The sequence below is a fragment of the Vibrio splendidus genome, assembly GCF_024347615.1.
GTDB classification, from domain to species: Bacteria; Pseudomonadota; Gammaproteobacteria; order Enterobacterales; family Vibrionaceae; genus Vibrio; species Vibrio splendidus.
Genome location: NZ_AP025509.1, coordinates 1,874,153 through 1,896,917, shown reverse-complemented (window position 1 = coordinate 1,896,917; position 22,765 = coordinate 1,874,153). Strand labels below are relative to the sequence as shown.

Genomic DNA, 22,765 nt, shown 5'->3' with positions numbered 1-22,765 from the left:
AATCACGGAGCAATTAATGACTATTCTCCGTTGGTGTGAAAACAATATAGATCAAATTAGAACGATCGTTCAAGCACTATTTTGAACAATCGTTCAAATTGTGCGTTGAAGCCTGACGGATATCTTTTGTTCATAACGAGAAAGCCCAACAGGCAACACCTGATGGGCTTTCTCTTTTTCTCAATTTTGTTGCAAACGGCTACCAATATTCGGGGTGAGCCAAAGCTTCAACACAACTCGACTTGCCACTTGTTACTTTGATGTCACCACCAGTCAACGATTGAGCCAACCAACCGTGAGAGAAACTCAATTCAAATGGCGCTGGGACTTGCTCAACGGTAATTCGCCCAAAGCCCACTTTGGAATAGTAGTCAGGATCACCGTACGTCACTGCAAGCTCAACACCTTGCTCTTTTAGAACCTGCAAACCAAAGTTAATCAGTTTCTGGCCAATACCACGCTTTTGCACCTGAGTGCTCACCGCGACTGGTGAAAGCAAATATGCCTTCGTTTCATCATCAAATGAAAGCGGCGTAAAGATAATCGCGCCTACAATCGTACTATCCGCATCCGACTCACTAGAATCATCTTCAGCAATAAAGCAAAGTAGCTCTGTCGGAGCTGTTGTCGTTAAAAGATCGTTGGCAAGCTTACCCACGGTTTTACCTTCGTTCTCGCCTTTTGAATCCGTAAAGGTCTGAGTGAAAACTTGAGTGATTGTTTCGATTTCGTTTGAATTATATTGTCTAAATTTCATGGTGTTACTCACTTACTTTAATTTCTTGAGCACAAAGAACTGATAATCAAAGTCACGTTGATTAGAAACTTTAGAAGGCTGTTGATCCAATCCGCTCTTTTGTGTGCTGCTATCGAAAAATTGTTTAACTTCATTGTCGCAATCTACCAGCGCTTTTGAGTTCGGCATCGTTGCTTTAAGCGCTTCTACTCGCTTTTGAAAGGGCTGGTAATACGCAAGCCAACCAGCATCGCTCATTGCAAAGTGATCCAAAACTTCATAACCCGCAGCTTGTGCCTGTTTAATTCGTTCTGAAACCGTCGTCATGTCTGGGTACTCTTTTTGCCAGAACGCTTTGCTCGATTCGTTAGGTTGTTCGGTATTCCACACCAAATCATTGACGACCAATATGCCCTCATCACTGAGTAAATTTAGCCACTGCTTTAGCGCCTTTTCAACACCCATGATGTAAGCGCTGCCTTCCGACCAAATTAGGTCAAACGACTTAGCTTCAAACGGTAGATCCATCATGCTCGCGCATACGGTTTTGACGTTGCTTTCTAAGCCAAGAGCCTGTGCTTGCTGAGTCAGAATATCTAAACTCGGCTGATCATTATCTACCGCCGTTATTTGCACATCCGCTTGATGTTCTACTATGGCTTTCGCTAACACATAGGTGGCAATACCTTTACCGCAACCGATCTCAAGCACACATTTGGGATAAACTGGAACGTGTGCCAGTGCCGCCAAAGTATCTTCCGCTGTTCCTGGCCCTAAACGCTGTAAACCCTCAAAGATCACCTCAAAATCCGCCATGTACTGGTCATGATCGTTCATGTCTTTTGAAAGCCATTTCAGTCGCAGTGCTTGCTTCTCATCAAAGCCTTGCTTAATTAGCCAGTCGAGATGCGCATCAGGCGCCACTTTGTCCATCGACTCATGCCAATCTTGCAAACCACTCTCGCCTAACAGGGCCGATAAAAGATCTCTCGAACGCTGCTTCTGAGCGATCTCTTCATCCAATTGTTCGAGTCGGTTTTGTAACAAGGAGCGGTCAACCTTAGCATCCAAACACGCCTGACACTCTTTCAACGTCAGGCCACCCGCTTGTAACTGCTGCAACAACTTCACGCGCTGTAAATCGCGTTCGGAATAACTTCGATAACCATTACTGGTGCGTTGAGCTTCAATCAAACCCAACTTTCCATAGTACAAAAGCGTTGAACGGCTCAGGCCAACGAGCTCCGCTAATTCAGATATGCGATACATCCACTTCTCCCTCATTTCTATCTATAAGATAAACTATGAAGTTGTAGTCAGGTCAACACTCAAATAGGCATTTTTCTCATCTTGTTTAGCTTCAAGCTGATTAAGCTCCTTGGACATGTCTTTTAGCGATAGGCTTTCCGTTTATGGCTAGCCATCATTCTCGCTGAACGTATCTTTGATTGAGGCGTACATTAAGCCGCTAATGACACAAAGAGCTCCCATAATTAAATAGCCGGCACTCATACCAAACAGCTTCACGCTTATCCCCGCAATCAAGTAAGTAAAAAACCACCAGAAATGCGTTAAAGAGAAATGAGCAGCAAAATACGGCGCGGTGTCTTCTCCCTCACACGCTTGGGTGATCAAAAGACCTGCGGAAGTTTGAATACAAGACATTCCAACGCCCATGGCTAAGCACATGACGCCAAAGCCAATCCAACCGGGTGTGAAACTGCCAACGGCAAAAGAGGCGCAAATCGTCAGCAATCCTATCCAATGAAAATGTTGCGGCGAGTGACTCTCTAACCATTTGGGTAACCGCAGTGCCATAAGCATGGAACCCAAACCAACGACCATCATTGCTAATGCGGTTTGCGTTTCGTCACCGTGCAGCACTTCGTGTACGTAGATAACCGTATTCACTAGCACCATCGCAGAAGCACTGGCCGCGGCAAGATACGCAAACCACAGAGCTCTCAAATTAGGTTTATTCAAGTAATTACGTAGCGCTTGCACCGCGCTGGTCTTTTTCGTTTTATGCGCTGATTCTGTCACTCGTTTCAAATTCGGTAATGTACACAGTAAGATCAACACACCAGACAGCAGAAAAGTGGCCGCATCGAGCATGAATAACTGTCTAAAACCAATCAAGCTCAACAATAGAGCCGTTAGCATTGGGCTAAATATCTGTTCGAGATCATAAGCCATTCGGCTGAACGACAATGCTTTCGCGTACTGCGTTTTATCCACTAAGACCAAAGGTAGCGTTGATTGAAACAGGGGAGTAAAACCCGCAGAACACGCATTGATGAGAAACATCAACACATAGACTTCCCACACTTCGGTGACAAACGGTAAACAGACAAACAACAGCGCCCTAATCAAATCCAGCGCGAACAAAGTCCTTCGTTTCGGCAACTTATGTGCGATTGCACCAAATACTGGCGCGAGTCCTATGTACGCCAACATCTTCAAAGCAAATGCAATACTCAGCACCATCCCTGCTACATCACCCGACAGCTCATACGCGAGCAAGGCTAAGCAGATGGAGCTCATGCCAGTGCCGACTAACGATATGATTTGAGCAGACAGCAGGCGAATATTGCTGTGAAAGATCTTAATTGGCGTGGAATAGACCTCAACCTACTACTCACTTTTGACGCGCTTTTTCGCTTAAAGAGTGTATCGGCAGCTTCAAAAGAGCTGCATTTGGGACAGCCAGCCACCAGTTACAACCTAAAACGACTTCGGGAATTATTGGGGGATCCTCTCTTTGAAAGGCAAGGCAACAAGATGCAACCGACGGTGAGAGCACATGAGATCGCCCCTAAGGTTCAGACGATTTTGTCGATTTTCACGCAAGATATTTTACCGGCAGAACAATTTGAGCCAGAGAGTTACTCAGGACAGTTCACCATTGGTGTCAGTGATTACGCAGAGCAGATTTTTGGTCCTGAGATTTTCGACACTCTTCAGCAACTTGCCCCGCTCAGCAAAGTCCTGCTCAAGCCGGTCGACAGTGCGAACTGCGTGACATTGCTCGAAGACCAAAACACGGACCTCTGTATTGGTGTTTTTCAGGAATTACCAAGCCATTTGGACACCACCTTTCTTTACAGAGAAAAGCACCTGTGTACCTTTGATAACAAGGTGTTGAAGACTACACTCCCAATACCGCTCGATACCTATTTAAAGACACCGCAAATGATAATCACGGCTAACCAAGAACTGACGAGCCAAGTCGATATCACGCTAGAAAATATCGGTATAAAACGTAATGTGGTGCTTGGGACAACGCGTTTTTTGACCATTCGAAGAATGCTTTCAGGAAGAAATGTATTAGCCGTGATGGCAGAGATGGTAGGCCGTTCTGAATTGATAGATGATGACTTAGTACTATGCGACCCACCCATTGAAATCCCAGATTTTAACGTCGATATGGTGACATTAAAACGCGACGCCAGTCATCCACGTATCCAGTTTCTTACCCAACTGGTTCAAAACCTAATTCAAGAAAAAGTAAAAGAACTTCGACTCATCAAATAGAGCTGGGGTTACTAGCTAGGAGCAGCAAGAGTATCTAGCTAGGGGCAAGCAAGGATTCATGAAACAAGCAAGGTTGGCCCCTACTTAGTTCAAGTTAAATCACCACTTAATCGACCGCAGGTCCCAAAATTATTGAGCGACCATCAATTTACAAAAGTTATCAAAACGCTAAAACAAACCAACAAGTGAATACATAACCCAACCAAGCATACCCCTCACAAATCACTTCTTAACTTTTTTAGAAAAATTCAAAATTTATTAGAAATTAACCCCTAACTTTACTGAGTATTTTGTTAGTCTTGGAAACAATTATTTACAATCCAAACAAAAATTAATTGGATCGCTTGAGGTTGTTTTTCTTGAATATGAAATTATTCGGCAGTTCCCTAATCCTTTCGGGAACGGCATTAGGGGCTGGCATGTTGGCTATTCCAATGGTGTTGGCTCAATTTGGCTTCATGATCAGCTCAGTGCTGATGCTACTTATCTTTATTGGCACCACCTACTCTGCTCTTCTGCTAGCCGAGGCGTGTACAAAAACGAAAGACAATAGTGGCATGAGCAGCGTTGCTTACTTGACGCTTGGCAGTAAAGGCAAACATTTTATCAATGCCCTCTTTTACCTGCTGCTGGTATGCATGTTGATCGCTTATATCTTGGGTGTCGGTGACATCATTCATAAGCTACTGCTCGATGTGGATGTCGATGTATCGGCATCTGTTGCGTATACCATTTTCAGCCTATTGATGGGCGCTATCGTCGTCTCGGGCAAATCTTATATCGACAAACTGAATCGCGGGCTATTCATCTTGATGGTCGTGATGTTGTTTATCGTTATTGCATCCTTGTTTAGCAACATTCGCCTTGATTACCTGACTCAAACCAGCAAATACACCGCTAATGATGTGGTGCAATACAGCGCGGTTATCTTTACCAGTTTTGCCTCTATGGTGGTGATCCCGTCACTGGTTATCTACAACCGAGAAGCGACTCAAAAACAGATCCGCAATATGATTCTGCTTGGTTCAGTGATTCCATTAATTTGCTACCTAACTTGGTTATTCGCAATTATTGGCAACCTTGGCACAGACGCGATCAGTCAGTTCCACAATATCTCTGAGTTGATCTCAGCGTTCAGCGGCCAATCTGCTTGGTTGAAAGTGGTGATTGCGCTGTTCTCAGCACTGGCATTGGTAACCTCTTTCCTCGGAGTCTCGATGGCGCTTTACGACCAAAACAAAGATGCCGTCACCAACAACAAAGCGTTGGCTTATGCGTTGACCTTCATCTTACCTTTGGCATTAGCAGAGCTGTTCGCTAGCCAGTTTGTCAGCATGCTGGATTACGCAGGGATGGTATTGGTGTTCCTAGCTATCTGGGGACCACTTGCAATGGTGGTTAAGGTTCGTAGACCTGACTTCCCTCACCTACAAACCGAAGGCAGCTATACTGCAGCCGGTGGCGACACGGCACTAATGGCAACATTCGGCTTTGGTGCGTTGATTTTCGTATCTTGGTTTATGGGTTAACTCATCACTCGGTCATAGACCTAAAAAGATACCAAGAAGAGCAGCGTTGGCTGCTCTTTTTTTATGCCTAATTTCCCTACCCACGTTATTCCTCCCCCCTTCTCGACAGACATCGCCTGATACCTTCAAAGAACGTATTTAGAAACAATAATTTAGATAAGAAACTCGTCATATCTAGATCTCAGCATCAGCTCAAAACACCATGTTCTATGATCATATAAAGTAACTCCATTGCTGATACATCTGATAATTAGATCACAAAATAACCTTAATGGTATTGTATTGGTACTGTCATTTAAAATACCATCATTGCGTACCCTACAGTACTAAAGGACATAATAATGAAATCGACTAACTTCAAACTGTCTTCAATGATGTTCATTGAATGGTTTATCTGGGGAGCATGGTTTGTTCCCTTATGGCAAATACTCAATACCAATGGCTTTACCCCGACTGAGATCGCATGGTCTTATGCATGTACTGCAATCGCAGCGATCATTTCACCGATCCTAGTTGGATCAATCACCGACCGTTTCTTCGCAGCGCAGAAAGTACTTTCAGTGATGTTGATAGCGGGTGCAGGTTTGATGTACTTAGCGGCTCAACAAACCGAGTTTGCCACCTTCTTCCCAATCCTTTTGCTTTACTCGTTAACTTACATGCCGACGATTGCACTGACCAACAGCATTGCTTTCTCTAACGTAGAAGACGTAGAACGTGACTTCCCGCGTATCCGTGTAATGGGCACCATCGGCTGGATCGCTTCTGGTATTGCGATTGGTTTCTTACCAGGTTGGTTGGGTTACGGCGATATTTCATCAAGCAATATCCCTCTGATCCTGACTGCTTTAGCTTCTTTAGCTCTGGGGATCTTCGCGTTAACACTGCCAGACACACCGCCAAAAAGTACCGGTAAACTTAGCCTAAAAGTGATGCTTGGCCTTGATGCTCTCGTGTTGCTGAAAGACAAAAACTTCCTCGCATTCTTCGTTTGTTCTTTCATGTTCAGCATGCCATTGGCGTTCTACTACATCTTCGCAAACGGCTACTTAACCGAAGTCGGCATGAGCAACGCAACTGGTTGGATGACGCTGGGTCAGTTCTCTGAAATCTTCTTCATGTTGGCATTACCTTTCTTCACCAAACGATTTGGTATTAAGAAGGTACTACTACTTGGTCTCTTTACAGCAGCAGTTCGTTACGGTTTCTTCGTCTACGGAAGCGCAGACACTTGGTACCTATACTCACTGCTGTTCGCAGGCATCCTATTGCACGGCGTGAGCTACGACTTCTACTTCGTAACGGCTTACATCTATGTCGACAAAAAAGCACCCGCTCACATGCGTACCGCAGCGCAAGGCCTTATCACATTGGGTTGCCAAGGTATCGGCAGCTTGCTGGGTTACCGCTTAGGTGGCGTATTAATGGAGAAAATGTTTGCTTACGACGAACCGCAGAATGGACTCACGTTTGATTGGTCCGGCATGTGGGGCTTCGGTGCCATCATGATCGCCATCATCCTCGTGATCTTCATGTACTTCTTCCGTGAACCAAACGGCGAAATCAAAGAGATTAAAATCGACAACAAATCAGATGGAAACCCATCAGAGCAGGCTCAAGTAGAAAAAGCTCAAGCGTAACTTTATACCTGCTCAGTCTTCTCTCTAGCCTTATTTTTTAGCTAAAGGCTGAGCAGTTTTTAAATAACCTATTTTTGGTGAAGTAAGATGAACATTTCAAAACAAGACAGAATTTTAGGCACTTTTTATGGTCAAGCACTGGGTGATTCAATGGGAATGCCATCAGAGCTTTGGCCAAGAAGCCGAGTAAAAGCACACTTTGGTTGGATTGACTCTTTCCTACCGGGGCCTGCTGAAAACAACGCCGCTTGTTATTTCGATGCTTGCCAATTCACGGATGACACCTCAATGGCGCTGGCTCTTGCTGACGCTATCATCGAATGCGACGGTGAGATCTCACCAGAGATCATTGCTCGCAACGTATTAAGCTGGGCTGAAGGCTTCGACGCATTCAACAAAAACATTTTCGGCCCTAGCTCAAAAGCTGCTATGCGTGCAATTAAAGAAGGCACTTCAATTGATGAGCTTGAAAACAACGGTGTGACTAACGGTGCTGCGATGCGTGTATCGCCAATGGGCTGCCTAGTTCCTACCACCAGCTTAGACACCTTCATCGATCAAGTCGCACTGGCTTCAAGCCCAACACACAAATCAGATGTCGCAATAGCGGGTGCAGTTGCGATTGCTTGGTCGGTATCAAAAGCGATTGAAGGACATAGCTGGAGCGAAATTAAAGATCAATTACCGGCGATTGCCAACGCAGCACAAACTAAAAACATCACCACATTCAGTGCCTCAATGGGCGCTCGTATTGAACTTGCTTTGATGGTTGCTTCAGAAAACAGCGGCATTGAAGAACGCATGGAAAAAGTCTACAACTTGGTCGGTGCTGGCGTGAGCACAATCGAATCGGTACCAGCAGCCATAGCGATGGTTGAACTGGCGCAAACCGATCCAAACCGTTGTGCGATCCTGTGTGCTAACTTAGGTGGTGATACCGACACGATCGGTGCGATGGCGACCGCTATTTGTGGTGCATTGAATGGTATCCAAGCTATCGATGTCGATTTGAAGAAACAGCTTGATGACGAAAACCAACTCGACTTTGCAGGTTATGCCGCAACCTTCCTGCGTTTAAGAGAGATTAAGGAGCAAGTGTATGCCTCATAGTTCTTTGATTACACTGATTCCAACCCTCAAGAATCAACGACAGTTGTGCCTGATTGGTGCGGCTGTGGTCGATATCGTGACAGAAACACCGGCCCTACCGAAGCGTGGCACCGATGTAGAGCTGACCGAGAAAGGCATTCATGTCGGAGGTTGCGCTCTAAATATCGCGATTGCTCTGAAAAAGCTGGGCGTTGAATCAATCAATGCCTTACCAATTGGTCAAGGTAAATGGGCTGACATCATCACCACAGCAATGGCTGAAAAAGGCCTAACAAGTCACCTACAAGATCCAAGTGGCGACAATGGCTGGTGCTTAGCGCTCGTTGAGCCAGACGGTGAACGTACCTTCTTGTCTGTGAGCGGTGTCGAGAACAACTGGAACCAACAAGCGCTTGATCAGTTAGATCTGCAAGACAATGCGATTATCTACCTTTCTGGTTATCAGTTGTCTTCGGGTTGTGGTGAAGAGCTCGTTAGCTGGCTAGAAACGTTGCCCAACAGCATTGAGCTGTTCATCGATTTTGGCCCTCGTATTGGTGATATACCAAAGCCACTGTTTGGTCGTCTAATCAAACTGAAACCAACGGTATCTTTGAATCGCCAAGAAGCTGAAGTTCTGGGTATGCGAGATATCAACACCTTCGTTGAGCAATGGCATAACACTTATCACTGCCCGCTGATTTTGCGCATCGACAGTGATGGTGCTTTGTTCGCCACTCATGACGGCTACGGAAACGTTGCGCCATTTAAAGCTACAGTGGTTGATACTATTGGCGCAGGTGACACCCATGCAGGAGGCGTTTTAGCAGGCTTGGCTTCTGGCTGGGAACTGCCCGATGCAATCTTGTTAGGCAATGCCGTGGCATCTTACGTGGTGAGCCATGTAGGTGGCGACTGTGCCCCAAGCGTGGACGAGATTACTCGCTACCTTAACCAATACTAATCCTTGCTAACTCATGAACACACTAGGCTCAGTATTACTGGGCCTTTTTGTTACGCCTGTCTTTTTTACCTATCTTTTTGGCCTTTCTCCCATGATTAATTTTTCTGCTTTGAACCGCTTTTCAATTGCAAATAACAAAGCAACAAGAATTCTGCTCGCTAGCTGTGGAATCAACCTGTGCATTGGTGTTCTCTATACCTGGAGTGTATTCAAAAACTCGCTTTTAGAACTCGGTTGGAACAACACTCAAGCCTCTATGCCCTACACAATCACCATCATCACTCTGTCATTAGCACTGCTTATTGCTGGTCGTATTCAAGATAAGATAGGCCCACAAAAAGTATTGATGGTGGGTTCTTTGATGGCGGGCGCAGGAATGATCTTAGCGAGCCTATCTTTGACGCCATGGAACCTGAATGTGAGCTTTGGTTTAGTCACAGGTGCGGGAATTGGTTTCGCTTACGCCTGCTTGAACCCAACGGCAATGAAGTGGTTTCATTCTTCTCAGAAAGGCATGGTCAATGGGTTACTCGCCACGGCATTTGGCCTTGCGGCTATCTACTTGGCCCCGCTTACTAGCTACCTAATATCCGTCGTTGGATTGGAACAAAGCCTTCGCATACTTGGGACTGGGCTCATCGTCATTGCTTTCCCACTGGCTTATTCGATCAAGAACCCTCCAGCAGGGTATGAGCCGAAAGCCAATTCAGAAAAACCTGATTCCTCAAAGCCGACACCGCCTCCCGCTCGAAATTACATATGGAAAGAGATGCTCGCCACCAAGCAGTTCTACCTGTTGTGGTTCACTTACGCCTTCGGTGCTGCCGCTGGCTTGATGATCATCGCCAACATCACCTCGATTGCTGCTGAACAAGCCAATATCTTAGAAGGCGCTTATTTGATTGTGACCTTATCGATATTCAACTCAGCAGGTCGATTAGTCTCTGGGTTATTGAGCGATAAGATTGGCGCATTAAAAACGTTGGCGATCGCGCTTGGGCTACAAACCATCAATATGCTGCTGTTCAGCCAGTTTGTTTCTAGCCCGACTCTAATGGTTGGCGCGGCATTGGCAGGCATTGGATATGGCACCTTGTTAGCAGTGTTTCCCCTTCAATCATGGCGGACTTATACGGCCTGAAAAACTTTGGCGCCAACTACGGAGTGCTTTATACCGCTTGGGGCATTGGTGGCTTTATCGGCCCTATCCTTGCAGCAATCTCCGTCGATTGGTACGGCAGTTACTCAATAGCCTATTTGATCTGTGCTGTGTTAGTGAGTATCGCGACAGTCCTAACCTTCAAAGTAAAACCCATTTCAACAGAGCCTAGTAGCGATACAGAGTTAGCCCCACATTACCAACCAGAACGTTCAAGCTAACTGGATAAAACCTCTGAGTGGTGGAATCTTTGTTTCGCCCTCAGATTTCACATTTCTATTAAGTGTGGGCTGAGACTTCGGGTATACTTCAGTTAAATATAAAAGCTAAAACAGACATTTATGAGCGCTTATCAACCACTGCTTACCCTGATTCAAGAACGAATCGAACAGAAAGATAAATCACCCTTATATCTGAAGATTGCCGATTCAGTGAAGCTGGCGACTGAGCAACAGATGCTCAAAGGTGGAGACTTCATTCCTACCGAGCGTGAGTTCAGTGACAAGCTTGGTGTGTCTCGTATCACCGTTCGTAAAGCGTTGGATATATTAGATAAAGAAGGCGTGATTGTTCGCTCTCGTGGTTTGGGTACCATGATCAGTGAGACCGTTGAGTACTCCAGTAAAGAAGCGACAGGCTTCTCTCAACAAGTCGTTCTGAAAGGCAAAAAACCCGACACGTTATGGATTAAGAAAGACGTGATTGCGTGCTCTTCTGAAATAGCCAAGATGCTTAAAATAGCCGAGAACGATCAAGTCTTTCTATTGAAGCGCGTTCGTTACATCGACGAGCAAGCGGTATCTATTGAAGAGTCTTACGTTCCTGCGCATCTTATCCACGACCCTGACGAGATCCAGCTGTCGCTTTACGACTACTTCCGCAGCCAAGATATCTCACCGACAAAAACTCAAAGCCGAGTGTCCGCTAAGATGCCAACGGAAGAGTTTCTAGAGAAACTCAACATCGATGAAACGGTGCCAGTGCTGCTTATCGAGCAAACCGCTTACGATAAAAAAGGTGTGCCGATTGAATACAGTATCAACCGCTGCCGTGGTGATATGTATGTGTTCGTGAGCGAAGACTAGCTTCTAGCTTCTAGCTTCTAGCTTCTAGCTTCTAGCTTCTAGCTTCTAGCATCTAGCATCTAGCATCAAAAATAACAGCAGATACAAAAAGCCCGTTAGTCTTACTTGAATTAGCAATCGTAACTAATTAACAGTAGGAGTAACGGGCTTTTTCGTTTTCTTATTATCATTGCCGAGAGCTAAAAGGGCTTTCTCACTTGGTTAAGTTACCAAGCAACTGCTCACACTGGGCTTTTAGCGATTTAAGTTCGTCTTCATTCATCTTAGAAAGACACAGCATTTCAACCGGAACGGTCTGCGCTTGCTCTTTTAGCTCTACCCCTGCAAGTGTCAACGTAATAACCCGAACTCGCTCATCTTCAATACTGCGAGTTCTAAGCACATAACCTTTCACTTCCAAGCGCTTGAGTAGTGGCGTCAAGGTGCCTGAATCTAAATGCGTTTTTGCGCCTAGCGCTTTGACATTTATCTCTTTTTCTTCCCAAAGCACCATCATCACAATGTATTGCAAGTAAGTAAGATCAAGTGCTTTCAGCAAAGGTTGATACGCTCTACTCATTGCATTCGATGCACTATACAGCGCGAAACACACCTGATTATCCAGCTTTAGATAGTCATCTTGGTCGCTCATGATCGCCTCACCAATAAATTAAATTGTGCACAATATACTTGCGCACTCAAATTTTATCAATTAAGCTAGCTCTAAAATTAAGTTGCGCACAACTTAATTGCGCAAAATCATAATTAAGGACTAAAACAATGACAACACTCTACACAACTTCTGCAACAGCAACGGCAGGTCGTAACGGCCAAGTTTCTACTGATGACAACCTGCTTTCAGTGGCATTGAGCTACCCTAAAGAAATGGGCGGAACAGGTGAAGCGACAAACCCTGAGCAACTGTTTGCTGCGGGCTACTCTGCGTGTTTCTCAAATGCTCTACTTCACGTTGCGAAAGAGATGAAAATCAAAATCGCATCGGCGCCAACCACTGCAACAGTCGGTATCGGACCAAATGAAAACGGTGGCTTTGCTTTAACTGTTGCTCTATCGATTGAACTGGATCTAGAGCAAGAACAAGCTGTGACGCTTGTGAAAACGGCGCACCAAGTTTGCCCTTACTCAAACGCGGTTCGTGGCAACATTGATGTGAAATTGTCGGTTAACGGACAAGCGCTTTAGTCTCAAAGTTAAACCAGAAAGATACGCTTATAGAGATGTCAGTAGACGCCTAAAATTGAGCCTTATCCCTAAGTTACTTTGCTTTGAGCGAGTAACTTGGGGATTGTTCATTAGTTAATAGCGAACAAGCTTTACCAAAACAAATCGATACTCAGATCCCGCAACGTCGGATTGGCAGACACCGTAACGCCAGATTGGCAGACACCGAAAATAGATATCGACATATTGCGATATCCTAGTTTCAAGGGTATATTTCACTTAAATCGGAAATAGCAGTCAAACACCATGTCAGACGTGAACGAAATTTTAAAATCCATCAACAACCCTGTACGCAGAGATATTCTTCATTGGCTTAAGTCGCCTCAAGAGCACTTTAACTTAGAGAAACAACTCGTTGATACCGATGTTGAGGGGGTATGCGTTAGCATTATTCAGGAGAAGAGTGGCTTATCTCAATCTACCGTTTCTTCTTACCTCTCGAACCTGCAGCGTGCGAAGTTAGTGACATCAAAACGCATTGGCTCGTGGACTTACTACAAGCGTAATGACGAATACATCGAGAAATTCCTGAAAGCGCTGTCTGATTCCCTGTAGTTGAAAAGAACAAAAATCAACAGAACAGCAGTTAGATAGCAAGATGAAAACTGGATGGAATCACGCCATCCTTTATGACGAATATCATTTTTAAAAATCAACATATCGAGATTTTTAGATATCTAGTTATCGCACTATTCAATAATAATGATGCCGATACTAAAAATGCAGCGGAGCCGACAAACATGAACAAGTCTATTCAATCCTTTGACCCAAGTAATGGTGAACTCCTTGGCGAGGTAAACCAAACTTCGGCTGAAGAAGTAACTCAAACCATCCACAAAGCAAAAGCAGCACAAAAAGCATGGCGCAAACTTTCGATGAACGAGCGAGTGCTGACCATTATCAAAGCCTATCAACAACTTGATAAGTACGAAGAGTCCCTCTCACAGTTACTTGCTCGTGAAATGGGTAAAGACATTCGTCGCGCGACCGGAGAAGCAACCGGTGCGATCTACATGGGTCAGCACTATGCAGAAGATGCTCAACGTGCACTCAACACTCGAAAATTATCCGGCTCAACAGAACTTCAATACCGTCCACTAGGTGTTGTCGGAGTTATATCTCCTTGGAACTACCCGGTGATGATGGCAAACAACCTCATTGTGCCAGCACTGGTCGCCGGCAATAGCGTGATTCTAAAACCTTCAGAAGAGACCCCTCTCATCGCTGAAGCATTCTTTGGTGAACTGCAAAAGTACTTACCAGAGAATGTCTTGACAGTGATGCAAGGTGATGGTGAAACAGGCAAAGCATTAGTCGAAGGCGACATCCAAATGATCGCGTTCACTGGCTCAAAAGCAACAGGCCAAGACATCATGCGACGTGCAGCGAGCAAGGTAAAACGCTTGGTCATGGAGCTAGGTGGCAAAGACCCAATGATTGTGATGCGTGATGCCAACCTAGAACAGGCCGCTCGCTTTGCCGTCGCAGGCAGCTTTGAGAACTCAGGGCAAATGTGTACTTCGATTGAACGTATCTATGTTGATGATCGTATCGCTGAAAAATTTGAACAACGTGTCACCGAGATCGCCAACATGTACCAGATTGGCCCGTGGGATATGCCGAACGTCAATGTCGGACCAATCATCAACGCGACACAACATGGCAAGATTGTCGACCAGCTAAAAGACGCAAAACAGAAAGGAGCCACTTTTCTTTTAGGCGGTTCTGAGCAACCCGAGCGTTATATCCGCCCTACAGTAATCACCGGAATGACAGCAGAAATGAAACTGGAAACAGAAGAGACTTTCGGTCCAGTTGTCTCGATCAGTCGCTATTCCGACATTGAAGATGCGATTGAGCGAGCCAACGCCAGTGAGTACGGCCTAGGTGCTGTGGTCTTTGGAAACCAAGGCGTCAATGACGTTGCTGACGAACTTGATGCTGGCATGGTTGGCATTAATCAAGGACAAGGCGGCAGTGGTGATGCTCCATGGGTTGGTGCGAAACAGAGTGGCCTTGGTTACCACGGCTCGGTTGACGGGCACCGTCAGTTTGCACAAGTAAAAGTGGTTTCAAGATAGAGATAGAGGTTGATGATGAATAACAATGAGAATTTTTATGTCGTTCGACGCGAGTCAGGTACCCAGCGCAGTGACCTTCCTGTTTGGGCACCAAAATCTGCAAACCCATTTGCACTTGATAAGAACGTTAACGCGGTATCACGCGTTGAAGTAGACAACGTTCCCGGTGCTTTCCAGTTGCGAGATGTGCTGCTTCCCGAAGAAGTTCAGCGCATACTGGATGAAGCCAACAAGCTTGGATTTACGGAAGATGCTGCCGTGTCTCTACCAAGAGAAGTTCGCCACAATCAGAATCTCAACTTGATCGCCGATACTGAAACTCTCGACGTTATTTGGAAGCGTTGCCAAGATCAATTCATCGATAAGTACAATCACTTTGCTGGTGTAAAACCTCTAGGCATTAACGGTCGTTTCCGCTTTTATCGTTACGACGAAGGGGATTTCTTTAAGATGCACACCGATGGATCATGGCCTGGCAGTCAGGTGGTGAATGAACAGTTAGTCGATGACGCATTTGGTGACCGCTGGAGCATGTACACATTCTTGATTCTATTGAGTGATGACTTCGTTGGCGGCGAAACTCAATTTATGGTTAACCGTAATGACCCGAGTAAGCCTGCTCGTCGTCAAGGGGATCATCAGGAGAGCGCGAATATAGAATCGGTTAGAACACCAAGCGGCAGCGTGCTTTGTTTTCCTCATGGTACGCACCCCGCCCATTGTATTCATGGCTCTGCGCCGATACTTTCTGGGACGAAATACATTATTCGCACAGACGTACTATTCGATCTCTAAGCGACTCTACTGGTCGTTTCAACTCTTAAAAAAATGTCCCGCACTAGGCGGGACATTTTTATATAAGATAGAAAGCTTCTAGCTCTAAGCTGCTAACTCTTAAACGTATTCGAAAGCTCTTTCAGTGATGTTGCCAGTTCAGCTTGCTCTTTAGCTGTTGCGGCAATTTGCGTTGCACCCGTCGTAGATTCTGTCGACTTCTGCTCTACCGCCACAACGTTCTGAGCGATATCCTGAGTGACGACCGCTTGCTCTTCGGTCGCAGTTGCGATCTGCTCTGTCATGCTGAATATTTCGCTCACAGCACCTGAAATATCTTGCAGTGTCTGCTCTACTCCTCGTGAATCTTCAACCGCTCTTGAAGACATCTTCTTGCTGTTATCAATCACGTTAAACGCGGTTTGCACGTCTGATTGGAGAGAGCTAATGAAGCCTTCAATTTCCAAGGTGGATTCTTGAGTGCGCTGCGCCAGAGTACGAACTTCATCGGCAACGACGGCAAAGCCACGACCTTGTTCACCCGCACGAGCCGCTTCGATCGCCGCGTTTAGTGCGAGTAAGTTGGTTTGGTCAGCAACCGACTTAATCACATCAATCACGCTGTTAATGTTATTGCTACTTTCGTGTAGATGAGTGATTTTTTCAGCGAGGCCGTTAATCTCAGAAGCCAAGGTCTCAATCGATTGGTAAGAGTGCTGAACCGTGCTCAAGCCTGCTTGTGATTGCTCGTCAGCCAGTTTAGCTGAACTTGCTGTTTGCTGTGTTTTAGCCGCAACTTCGCTCACCGTTGCCGAAAGCTCTTCTGTCGCTGTTGCAATCAAGCCGATTTGGTCTTGCTGCTCAACCAAAGTATTAGAGTTATATTGGCAAGTTTGCGCTGTCTCTTCGGCTGCTGAAGCGAGTGTTAGGCTAGATTGAGACAAGCTATCAATAACCCCAGAGAACTTCTCTAGTGTTTCATTAAGCGATGACGAAATTTGACCCAATTCGCTGTTACCTTCGTAAGTCGCACGAACGGTTAGATCATTGTCATGACGGACTTTAGAAAGTACACGCGTTAGATCTTTAACTCGAGTTGTTAAATCTGTAATGGCTTTAAAGCTAATAAAGGTCGCAAACAGGGTGATCACAACAAACATCGTGATACTGCCCATCATTGCTGATTGAGCTTGCTGAGTTTTCTGATCAGTCAATGCAATAAGAGAGTCTGCCAGTTGGTTCTCTGTCTTTTTCAGCTGAACAATGCGCGCCGTTGATTGCGCGAACCAGTACACAGGGTCGACATCAAATCCGCTCATTTTCGATTCAGCCACATCACGAAGCTTCTCGACTTCCGCGACCGAGCGGTCATTCAATTGTTGTTCAAAAAAGCGAACATTGTCTGGGTTACCCAGTACTTCAAAGTTCGAGAAATAGGTATTTTGCTCGGTCACCAAAGAGATGAATTTAACCAGCATACCTGGGCCAAATTCATTTTTGGAAAAAGTGTTGTTAAGGACCGCACGTTCGATACCCGCACGCTCTTTACCTTGAAGGAAGTTATAATAAGCGATGGTTTCAGTCGTGATGGTGGCGTCAGAACTTAGCTCAGCGATCAAGGCTGATACGCTAAGTAGCTTTGCGTTAAGTTTGGTGTAGTAACCCAAAGCTTCAGAAAGCGGGATCGACTGAGAATCGACGCGATTACGAATTGAAGTAATTTGATTGAGGCTTTGGCTGATTTCAGTATTCAGACGAGAGATCTGCGGCAAGTCGATTTCTGCAGACTGCCAGTATTCGGTTCTCTGATTGCGTCTGTTATCCGCACTGGTTCTTTGTGCTCGTAGCTCACTAACAAACTTAGTACCCTGTGAGCCGATAAAACCAGCCGTCATTCCGCGCTCTTTCTGCAACTCATGCACCAATTCACTGTATACAACCGACAAGCGTGTCAGTTGATTCAATGAAGACATTTCACTGGTGGTTTCTACGCCTTTGGATATCGCAGAAACACTAAGCCATAAAAACCCTAAGATCGGTAAAGTAAGCAAAGCGATGATTTTTTGCTTAAAAGACATATCGGTTAAATTCATTTTTATTTCCCTAGCAGCTAACAAATCTTTCTCGGTCATCTCACTAGGCACATTTCTAGCGAATGCGCCTCAATGGTGATCGTATAATTATTCAACTTAATCAATGCAGTTCAATTACCGTGCCACGCAGATCGGTAGGCGGTGAAAGTAACATTTAACCTTATAAAGTACATTGATTTATCGATAAAACTGTTAGCTAAGCGACCTAACTGTGCGAAAAGTACGTGCAACAACATTTTATTGACGTAAGCGTCTGAAAATTGACATCTTTTTTATAATCCCAAAGGGGTAGTCTTGCACCAATTATGTGCTCACGGCTAACAACATATTCGTCAATAATTGTTCGTTCAGCGCTAAAACGGTATCTATTTCAGCGTTAACTGGCTTTCTATTCCTTGCTAACGATCTGTCTACTCTATACGAACTAACTATCTACTCCTTACTAACTAAATATGTATAATGCCGAGCTTGTTAAATTGAGGCTCGCAGCAAATATGCGCCAACAACTGAGAGGTATTTTATGAATTGTCCCGCTTGCGAAGAGCAAATCGGTTGGGAATGGGTTGAAGAGGCAGCAACCGAACCGAATGAAGAATTCGATTGCCCAGAGTGCCAAGAAACCTTGATGTATACCATCGATGAAGGCACCTATTACGGCGCGCAACATAAAACCGTAGAAGTAGTCGACGCGTAAATTACAGCCTTATAGCGACAAGATGACCACTTTATTTCAAATACTTAGAAAATAACTAAGCTAAGCTACTTACTTTCTTGCTGGCTCTTCTTTACTAGAACGGGCGTTCAGCATAAAATATTGAACATATGTTCAGATTAATGAAGTAGATGTTATGGCCAAGACAGCGAAGTTCGATAGACAAGATGTAGTAGATAAAGCAACGAACCTGTATTGGGAAAAAGGCTTTCACGCGACTTCTATGCGCAACCTACAAGACGTGATTGATATGCGCCCGGGCAGCATCTACGCGACTTTTGGCAGCAAAGAAGGCTTGTTTAAAGAAACATTGGCTCGCTATACCGAACTTGGCATCCTTAATCTGAACCGCTTCCGCAGCGAAACGGATTCTCCAATCAAAGCGCTCGAAAATTTCGTAAAACGTGCGGTTGTCGAATCAAAACAAAGTTCGCCAAATGGCATGTGTATGCTGGCTAAAACGGTCGCAGAACTGACTGATGAACACGCAGAGCTATTAGCAGAAGCGAAGAAATCACTAAAGATCATGGAAGGTGAGTTCGCCAAGTTGATTACAGAAGCGCAAGAACTGGGTGAGATCAGTAAAGAGCGCGAGCCGGCGCAACTTGCTCGACATGTTCAGGTTCAGATCGCAGGCCTGCGTACTTACGCCAAAACCTGTGACGATATCGATTTACTTAATTCTATGGTTGAAGACGTATTTAAGTACCACCCTTTTTAAGGGCTGAACTTATACATTGGAAAGCGATACAAAAAGACTCCACTTTCACCTTAACCGGCCTGAGCGGAGTCTTTTTAGTTTTGATCTAGTTAACTTTATAAATGATAAACTTTGCGGTTTAAAGAGTTACACCTTTCTCATGATCAACGCCTGAGCATTAAGCATCGCTTCCTTAGTACTGACATCTAACGTTTTCACGTTCGCAAAGCGTTCTACTTCTTTAATCGCCACGTCGTGAGCAAAGATCACCAGCCTCGCTCTTTCAATATCTTTCTGCGTGATACGATTGCCTATTCCGTTGGCACCCTGCGTTTCGACTTTAATCCGAACCCCAAGATGATGCGCCGCCTTTTCTAAGGATTTCGCTGCTAAGAATGTGTGGGCAACGCCTGACGGACAAGAAGTGATCGCCAATACATCCGCTTGCCCCTCTTCCGTTACCGAGCCACCCGTGAACTGATTAGAATTCGCTTCGCCTTCGACCACGTTCTTTTTCAGCAGTATCACAATCAGAGCCGTCGTTAGAGCCCCTGCGAGCGTGCCGACGATATAGCCAATCTTGCCATCCACCACCGGCAGCACAATCCAGCCGCCCCATGGTGCATGGTTCACTACATGGAACATAAAGCCGACCACGTTACCAACTACGCCACCAGCAACAACAGCAGGCAGAACGCGCGCAGGATCGGCGGCTGCAAAAGGAATCGCGCCTTCACTGATGCCAATCATTCCCATGATGCCTGCGGCTTTTCCGGCTTCGCGTTCGTCTCGTTTAAACTTCTTCGGCGATATAAAAGTCGCCAGAGCCATGCCTAATGGTGGCGTACAGATCGCAATACCGACGCCACCCATCAACCATGGCTGAGTATTAACCTGAGTTTGGGCAAACAGCGTTGCGACCTTATTGATCGGGCCGCCCATATCAAAGGCCGTCATCGCACCCAAAATGCTACCCAACACCACTTTTCCTGATCCGGCCATGCCAGTGAGCATTTGGTTCATCTCTAGCATCACTTGGGCAATAGGAGAACCAATCACCCACATCACAGCCCCACAGGTGACAAAGGTACCGACGAGTGGATAGATGAAGATAGAGCTCAGCGAGATCATGCTGTCTGGCAGTTTGATCTTCTTGAGTAGATTAACCACAAAGCCCGCGAAGAAGCCGACCACAATCGCACCGAGGAATCCGGTGTTGTATTGATTGACCGCGACCCAAGAACCGATCATTCCGGGCGCTAAACCCGGTTTGTCAGCCATTGAATACGCGATGTAACCACCGAGTACCGCAGTAAACAGGGTTAGCCCCGCGATGCCCATTTGCGCGATGTCAGCCAGAACGCCGCTCTCAGGCACAGCGCCATGACCCGACATCATTACCGACAAAGACAAAAGCACACCACCCGCGACCACGAATGGAATCATGTGTGAGGTGCCGTATAACAAGTGTTCTTTAAGGCGATTAAGAGATTGTGCCCAAGGGCTGAGTGGCTCGACATACACTTCATGATGGCTAGAGGCGTAACTATCAAACGATTCTAAATTGGCTTCGAGAAATAGCTCTTGAGCTTCCTCGACCGACTCCACCGCCTTTAATTTTGTAACAAAGCCATCTTCGATAAGTCTGGTCGAAATCTGAGCTAGTACCTCGATATGGTGGTCATCGCGGTTATCGGGAGAAGCGAGCATAAAGAACACATCCGACAGCTCGCCGCCGTCTGCGCCATAATCGATGCCAGAACGGCTGATACCTACCGCCACAGCAGGTTTAGCTACAGCAGTACTTTTCGCGTGTGGAATCGCAATACCATCGTCAAAACCTGTATTACCGATTGCTTCACGCTTCCAGATATCATCAAGGAATTCACGTTTATTAGAGAGCTTACCGGCACGGTCGAGCAGTTCAACAAGCTCTTCAAATACCGCCTGTTTTGAGTCTGCTTGTAAATCCAAACAGATAATCTCGGGCTCGATAATGTTGGTGATATCCATATGCTGCTCTGCCTCGCCTGATTTCAGACTGAAGTAATTACGTAAGTGATAAGGTTAATAAGATGAAAAGATTAACGGTGTGAAGGCACTCAATATATAGGACGAAAGGTGCATTAACTAGATTATTGTAACCAAGAACTCAGAGTGTGACTTTCACCTTGGAATAAAAAACGCCAATCCATAAAATCCACAGAACCCATAACAATATCGTCCCTCCGCCATGCGAGCTTTCTATACTGAAGTTCCCATGCAAGATAGCTTTTCCAAGGTAGCTTCTGAAAGGTAGCTTTTGTAACGTAACAGGGACGAGATTAAGCCGAGAATAATAATGAGAATTGTAGCGGTAACTGCGTGCCCTACAGGCATTGCGCATACTTATATGGCAGCTGATGCTTTAAATAAAACAGCCCCTAAGTTCAACGTTTCAATCAAGGTTGAGACGCAAGGCGCTATGGGTATTGAAAACTTACTGACAGCCCAAGATATTACCCTCGCAGACAAGGTGTTGATCGTCTCTGATATCGACATTGAACAGCCAAGCCGCTTCGACCCAGCTAAAACCTTATTCATTCCCATGGAAGAGGTGTTGTTGAGTGTCGATAAAGTCTTTATTAAGCATTGTCGAACCTAAACCTTTCATGAACGAATATCAGATCACCTTCTTCGTTGACGATCCTGCCGCAAACTCACATGTCGCGCAGCCGCTGACTCGCTTAGCGAAGAAGTTCAAAAGCAACATCCGCATTATCAACATCACTCAAAATCGAACCGCTGATCTCTCCAAATCCGTTGCGATGCTGCAAGTAGGTTTACTTCGTGGTGATTTGTGTCAGATAACCGCGGTTGGGATTGATGCGGAGCTGGCCTGTTTCGTTCTCAAAGATGTAATTGCTGAGCATTACGACATGGTTGGGTCACAAGTGAACCATGAATTCTCTAAAGATTTAATCCAGCGAATGCCACAAATATGTCCGCCTTGTGACATCAAATGGCACCACGCTAAGGCGCAAACCCAACTGACCAAATTTGAGTGCTTAAAAGGGCTCGCTCACCTTGTTTATCCAGAAGACCCAGATGAACTAATTCTGGCATTCATTAAACGAGAAGAACGCTCATCTACGTGTGTGTCACCGGGTATCGCCTTGCCGCATGTGATGTTTGAATCGACTCAAGATCTCTCAATTGCCGTTATTGTCAGTGACGACCCGATTGACTGGGCATCACGTATTGGCGAAGTGCATGTAGCCATTGCTTTGGTATTGCCAACCAAGCCACAGCGTGAGCACATTGTGGCGGCGACCAACCTAACTCGAAACCTGCTTCACGATCAGGTCAATGAACGTCTGCAAAAGACCCGAAGCAGTGTCGACCTGCAAGCCCTGTTGATGTACATATCATCTCGCCTGCTTTAAGGCTACTCACTCAAAAATACGGC

The 22,765-nt window shown here is 45.6% G+C and carries 20 protein-coding genes and 1 pseudogene; 15 read left to right on the top strand and 6 right to left on the bottom strand.

Annotation, left to right across the window (positions count from 1 at the left end; translation table 11 throughout):
- Positions 1-199: 199 nt before the first annotated feature.
- The 3 genes from OCU90_RS25545 to OCU90_RS25535 all read right to left on the bottom strand — a co-directional run bounded on the left by OCU90_RS25545 (position 200) and on the right by OCU90_RS25535 (position 3,280).
- The gene (locus OCU90_RS25545; protein WP_061021452.1) at positions 200-769 is read right to left on the bottom strand and encodes a GNAT family N-acetyltransferase; all 570 of its coding nucleotides are present in this window, start codon (positions 767-769) and stop codon (positions 200-202) included.
- Entirely contained in the window at positions 770-2,005 is a 1,236-nt protein-coding gene (locus OCU90_RS25540) for a MerR family transcriptional regulator (RefSeq protein WP_061021450.1), read from the bottom strand.
- A 147-nt stretch (positions 2,006-2,152) separates the two neighbouring features.
- On the bottom strand, positions 2,153-3,280 hold the full coding sequence (locus OCU90_RS25535) for an MFS transporter (protein ID WP_240513373.1): 1,128 nt from the start codon (positions 3,278-3,280) through the stop codon (positions 2,153-2,155).
- A gap of 24 nt (positions 3,281-3,304) precedes the next feature.
- On the opposite strand from OCU90_RS25535, the gene OCU90_RS25530 reads away from it, so the two are divergent.
- From OCU90_RS25530 to OCU90_RS25500, 7 genes and pseudogenes are all read left to right on the top strand, one after another.
- Complete coding sequence (locus tag OCU90_RS25530) at positions 3,305-4,270, top strand: LysR substrate-binding domain-containing protein (RefSeq protein ID WP_081089945.1); 966 nt, start codon at positions 3,305-3,307, stop codon at positions 4,268-4,270.
- A gap of 365 nt (positions 4,271-4,635) precedes the next feature.
- Positions 4,636-5,799, top strand: coding sequence for an amino acid permease (locus OCU90_RS25525; protein WP_061021445.1), 1,164 nt, complete (start codon positions 4,636-4,638; stop codon positions 5,797-5,799).
- 341 nt (positions 5,800-6,140) lie between these two features.
- A complete protein-coding gene (locus tag OCU90_RS25520; RefSeq protein WP_054541512.1) occupies positions 6,141-7,439 on the top strand; it encodes a nucleoside permease in 1,299 nt (432 codons plus the stop codon).
- A gap of 87 nt (positions 7,440-7,526) precedes the next feature.
- A complete protein-coding gene (locus OCU90_RS25515; protein ID WP_061021443.1) occupies positions 7,527-8,549 on the top strand; it encodes an ADP-ribosylglycohydrolase family protein in 1,023 nt (340 codons plus the stop codon).
- Positions 8,539-9,492 (top strand): PfkB family carbohydrate kinase, encoded by a 954-nt coding sequence (locus tag OCU90_RS25510; protein WP_061021441.1) that lies wholly within the window; start codon positions 8,539-8,541, stop codon positions 9,490-9,492. The genes OCU90_RS25515 and OCU90_RS25510 overlap by 11 nt, the downstream gene beginning before the upstream one ends.
- Before the next feature lie 91 nt (positions 9,493-9,583).
- Positions 9,584-10,872 (top strand): annotated as a pseudogene (locus OCU90_RS25505) (L-lactate MFS transporter).
- 120 nt (positions 10,873-10,992) lie between these two features.
- Complete coding sequence (locus tag OCU90_RS25500; RefSeq protein WP_017103508.1) at positions 10,993-11,736, top strand: GntR family transcriptional regulator; 744 nt, start codon at positions 10,993-10,995, stop codon at positions 11,734-11,736.
- A 193-nt stretch (positions 11,737-11,929) separates the two neighbouring features.
- Here OCU90_RS25500 and OCU90_RS25495 read toward each other — a convergent pair whose 3' ends face one another.
- Positions 11,930-12,367 carry a MarR family winged helix-turn-helix transcriptional regulator gene (locus OCU90_RS25495; protein ID WP_017087077.1) on the bottom strand — a complete coding sequence of 146 codons (438 nt, stop codon included), beginning with the start codon at positions 12,365-12,367 and terminating at the stop codon, positions 11,930-11,932.
- 128 nt (positions 12,368-12,495) lie between these two features.
- Here OCU90_RS25495 and OCU90_RS25490 point away from each other — a divergent pair, with 128 nt between their 5' ends.
- From OCU90_RS25490 to OCU90_RS25475, 4 genes are all read left to right on the top strand, one after another.
- Positions 12,496-12,918, top strand: coding sequence for an organic hydroperoxide resistance protein (locus tag OCU90_RS25490; RefSeq protein WP_012601111.1), 423 nt, complete (start codon positions 12,496-12,498; stop codon positions 12,916-12,918).
- Positions 12,919-13,203: 285 nt separating this feature from the next.
- Entirely contained in the window at positions 13,204-13,512 is a 309-nt protein-coding gene (locus tag OCU90_RS25485; RefSeq protein ID WP_004732945.1) for an ArsR/SmtB family transcription factor, read from the top strand.
- Positions 13,513-13,697: 185 nt separating this feature from the next.
- Positions 13,698-15,038: an aldehyde dehydrogenase family protein gene (locus OCU90_RS25480; RefSeq protein WP_061021500.1), complete on the top strand. Its 1,341-nt coding sequence runs from the start codon at positions 13,698-13,700 to the stop codon at positions 15,036-15,038.
- Positions 15,039-15,053: 15 nt separating this feature from the next.
- Positions 15,054-15,833, top strand: coding sequence for a 2OG-Fe(II) oxygenase family protein (locus tag OCU90_RS25475; protein WP_081089944.1), 780 nt, complete (start codon positions 15,054-15,056; stop codon positions 15,831-15,833).
- A gap of 92 nt (positions 15,834-15,925) precedes the next feature.
- Here the strand turns inward: OCU90_RS25475 and OCU90_RS25470 are convergent, their stop codons facing one another.
- Complete coding sequence (locus OCU90_RS25470) at positions 15,926-17,905, bottom strand: methyl-accepting chemotaxis protein (protein ID WP_054541504.1); 1,980 nt, start codon at positions 17,903-17,905, stop codon at positions 15,926-15,928.
- Positions 17,906-18,425: 520 nt separating this feature from the next.
- Between OCU90_RS25470 and OCU90_RS25465 the strand changes: the two genes are divergently transcribed.
- Together OCU90_RS25465 and OCU90_RS25460 are read left to right on the top strand one after the other, a co-directional pair.
- Positions 18,426-18,599 carry a hypothetical protein gene (locus tag OCU90_RS25465; RefSeq protein WP_099426118.1) on the top strand — a complete coding sequence of 58 codons (174 nt, stop codon included), beginning with the start codon at positions 18,426-18,428 and terminating at the stop codon, positions 18,597-18,599.
- Between the two features lie 154 nt (positions 18,600-18,753).
- The gene (locus OCU90_RS25460) at positions 18,754-19,338 is read left to right on the top strand and encodes a TetR/AcrR family transcriptional regulator (protein ID WP_061021437.1); all 585 of its coding nucleotides are present in this window, start codon (positions 18,754-18,756) and stop codon (positions 19,336-19,338) included.
- A gap of 126 nt (positions 19,339-19,464) precedes the next feature.
- Here OCU90_RS25460 and OCU90_RS25455 read toward each other — a convergent pair whose 3' ends face one another.
- A complete protein-coding gene (locus tag OCU90_RS25455) occupies positions 19,465-21,330 on the bottom strand; it encodes a fructose-specific PTS transporter subunit EIIC (protein WP_061021436.1) in 1,866 nt (621 codons plus the stop codon).
- Between the two features lie 328 nt (positions 21,331-21,658).
- Here OCU90_RS25455 and OCU90_RS25450 point away from each other — a divergent pair, with 328 nt between their 5' ends.
- Positions 21,659-21,961, top strand: a complete 303-nt coding sequence (locus OCU90_RS25450) for a PTS fructose transporter subunit IIB (RefSeq protein ID WP_017069788.1) — start codon at positions 21,659-21,661, stop codon at positions 21,959-21,961.
- 7 nt (positions 21,962-21,968) lie between these two features.
- Positions 21,969-22,742 (top strand): PTS sugar transporter subunit IIA, encoded by a 774-nt coding sequence (locus OCU90_RS25445; protein WP_054541501.1) that lies wholly within the window; start codon positions 21,969-21,971, stop codon positions 22,740-22,742.
- The last annotated feature ends 23 nt before the right edge of the window (positions 22,743-22,765 follow it).

Bases quoted from the DNA above. Each gene is read 5' to 3' on its own strand.
- OCU90_RS25540 (WP_061021450.1), bottom strand. From the start codon at position 2,005: ATGTATCGCATATCTGAATTAGCGGAGCTCGTTGGCCTGAGCCGTTCA.
- OCU90_RS25535 (WP_240513373.1), bottom strand. From the start codon at position 3,280: ATGAGCTCCATCTGCTTAGCCTTGCTCGCGTATGAGCTGTCGGGTGAT.
- OCU90_RS25525 (WP_061021445.1), top strand. From the start codon at position 4,636: ATGAAATTATTCGGCAGTTCCCTAATCCTTTCGGGAACGGCATTAGGG.
- OCU90_RS25520 (WP_054541512.1), top strand. From the start codon at position 6,141: ATGAAATCGACTAACTTCAAACTGTCTTCAATGATGTTCATTGAATGG.
- OCU90_RS25515 (WP_061021443.1), top strand. From the start codon at position 7,527: ATGAACATTTCAAAACAAGACAGAATTTTAGGCACTTTTTATGGTCAA.
- OCU90_RS25510 (WP_061021441.1), top strand. From the start codon at position 8,539: ATGCCTCATAGTTCTTTGATTACACTGATTCCAACCCTCAAGAATCAA.
- OCU90_RS25500 (WP_017103508.1), top strand. From the start codon at position 10,993: ATGAGCGCTTATCAACCACTGCTTACCCTGATTCAAGAACGAATCGAA.
- OCU90_RS25495 (WP_017087077.1), bottom strand. From the start codon at position 12,367: ATGAGCGACCAAGATGACTATCTAAAGCTGGATAATCAGGTGTGTTTC.
- OCU90_RS25490 (WP_012601111.1), top strand. From the start codon at position 12,496: ATGACAACACTCTACACAACTTCTGCAACAGCAACGGCAGGTCGTAAC.
- OCU90_RS25485 (WP_004732945.1), top strand. From the start codon at position 13,204: ATGTCAGACGTGAACGAAATTTTAAAATCCATCAACAACCCTGTACGC.
- OCU90_RS25480 (WP_061021500.1), top strand. From the start codon at position 13,698: ATGAACAAGTCTATTCAATCCTTTGACCCAAGTAATGGTGAACTCCTT.
- OCU90_RS25475 (WP_081089944.1), top strand. From the start codon at position 15,054: ATGAATAACAATGAGAATTTTTATGTCGTTCGACGCGAGTCAGGTACC.
- OCU90_RS25470 (WP_054541504.1), bottom strand. From the start codon at position 17,905: ATGAATTTAACCGATATGTCTTTTAAGCAAAAAATCATCGCTTTGCTT.
- OCU90_RS25465 (WP_099426118.1), top strand. From the start codon at position 18,426: ATGAATTGTCCCGCTTGCGAAGAGCAAATCGGTTGGGAATGGGTTGAA.
- OCU90_RS25460 (WP_061021437.1), top strand. From the start codon at position 18,754: ATGGCCAAGACAGCGAAGTTCGATAGACAAGATGTAGTAGATAAAGCA.
- OCU90_RS25455 (WP_061021436.1), bottom strand. From the start codon at position 21,330: ATGGATATCACCAACATTATCGAGCCCGAGATTATCTGTTTGGATTTA.
- OCU90_RS25450 (WP_017069788.1), top strand. From the start codon at position 21,659: ATGAGAATTGTAGCGGTAACTGCGTGCCCTACAGGCATTGCGCATACT.
- OCU90_RS25445 (WP_054541501.1), top strand. From the start codon at position 21,969: ATGAACGAATATCAGATCACCTTCTTCGTTGACGATCCTGCCGCAAAC.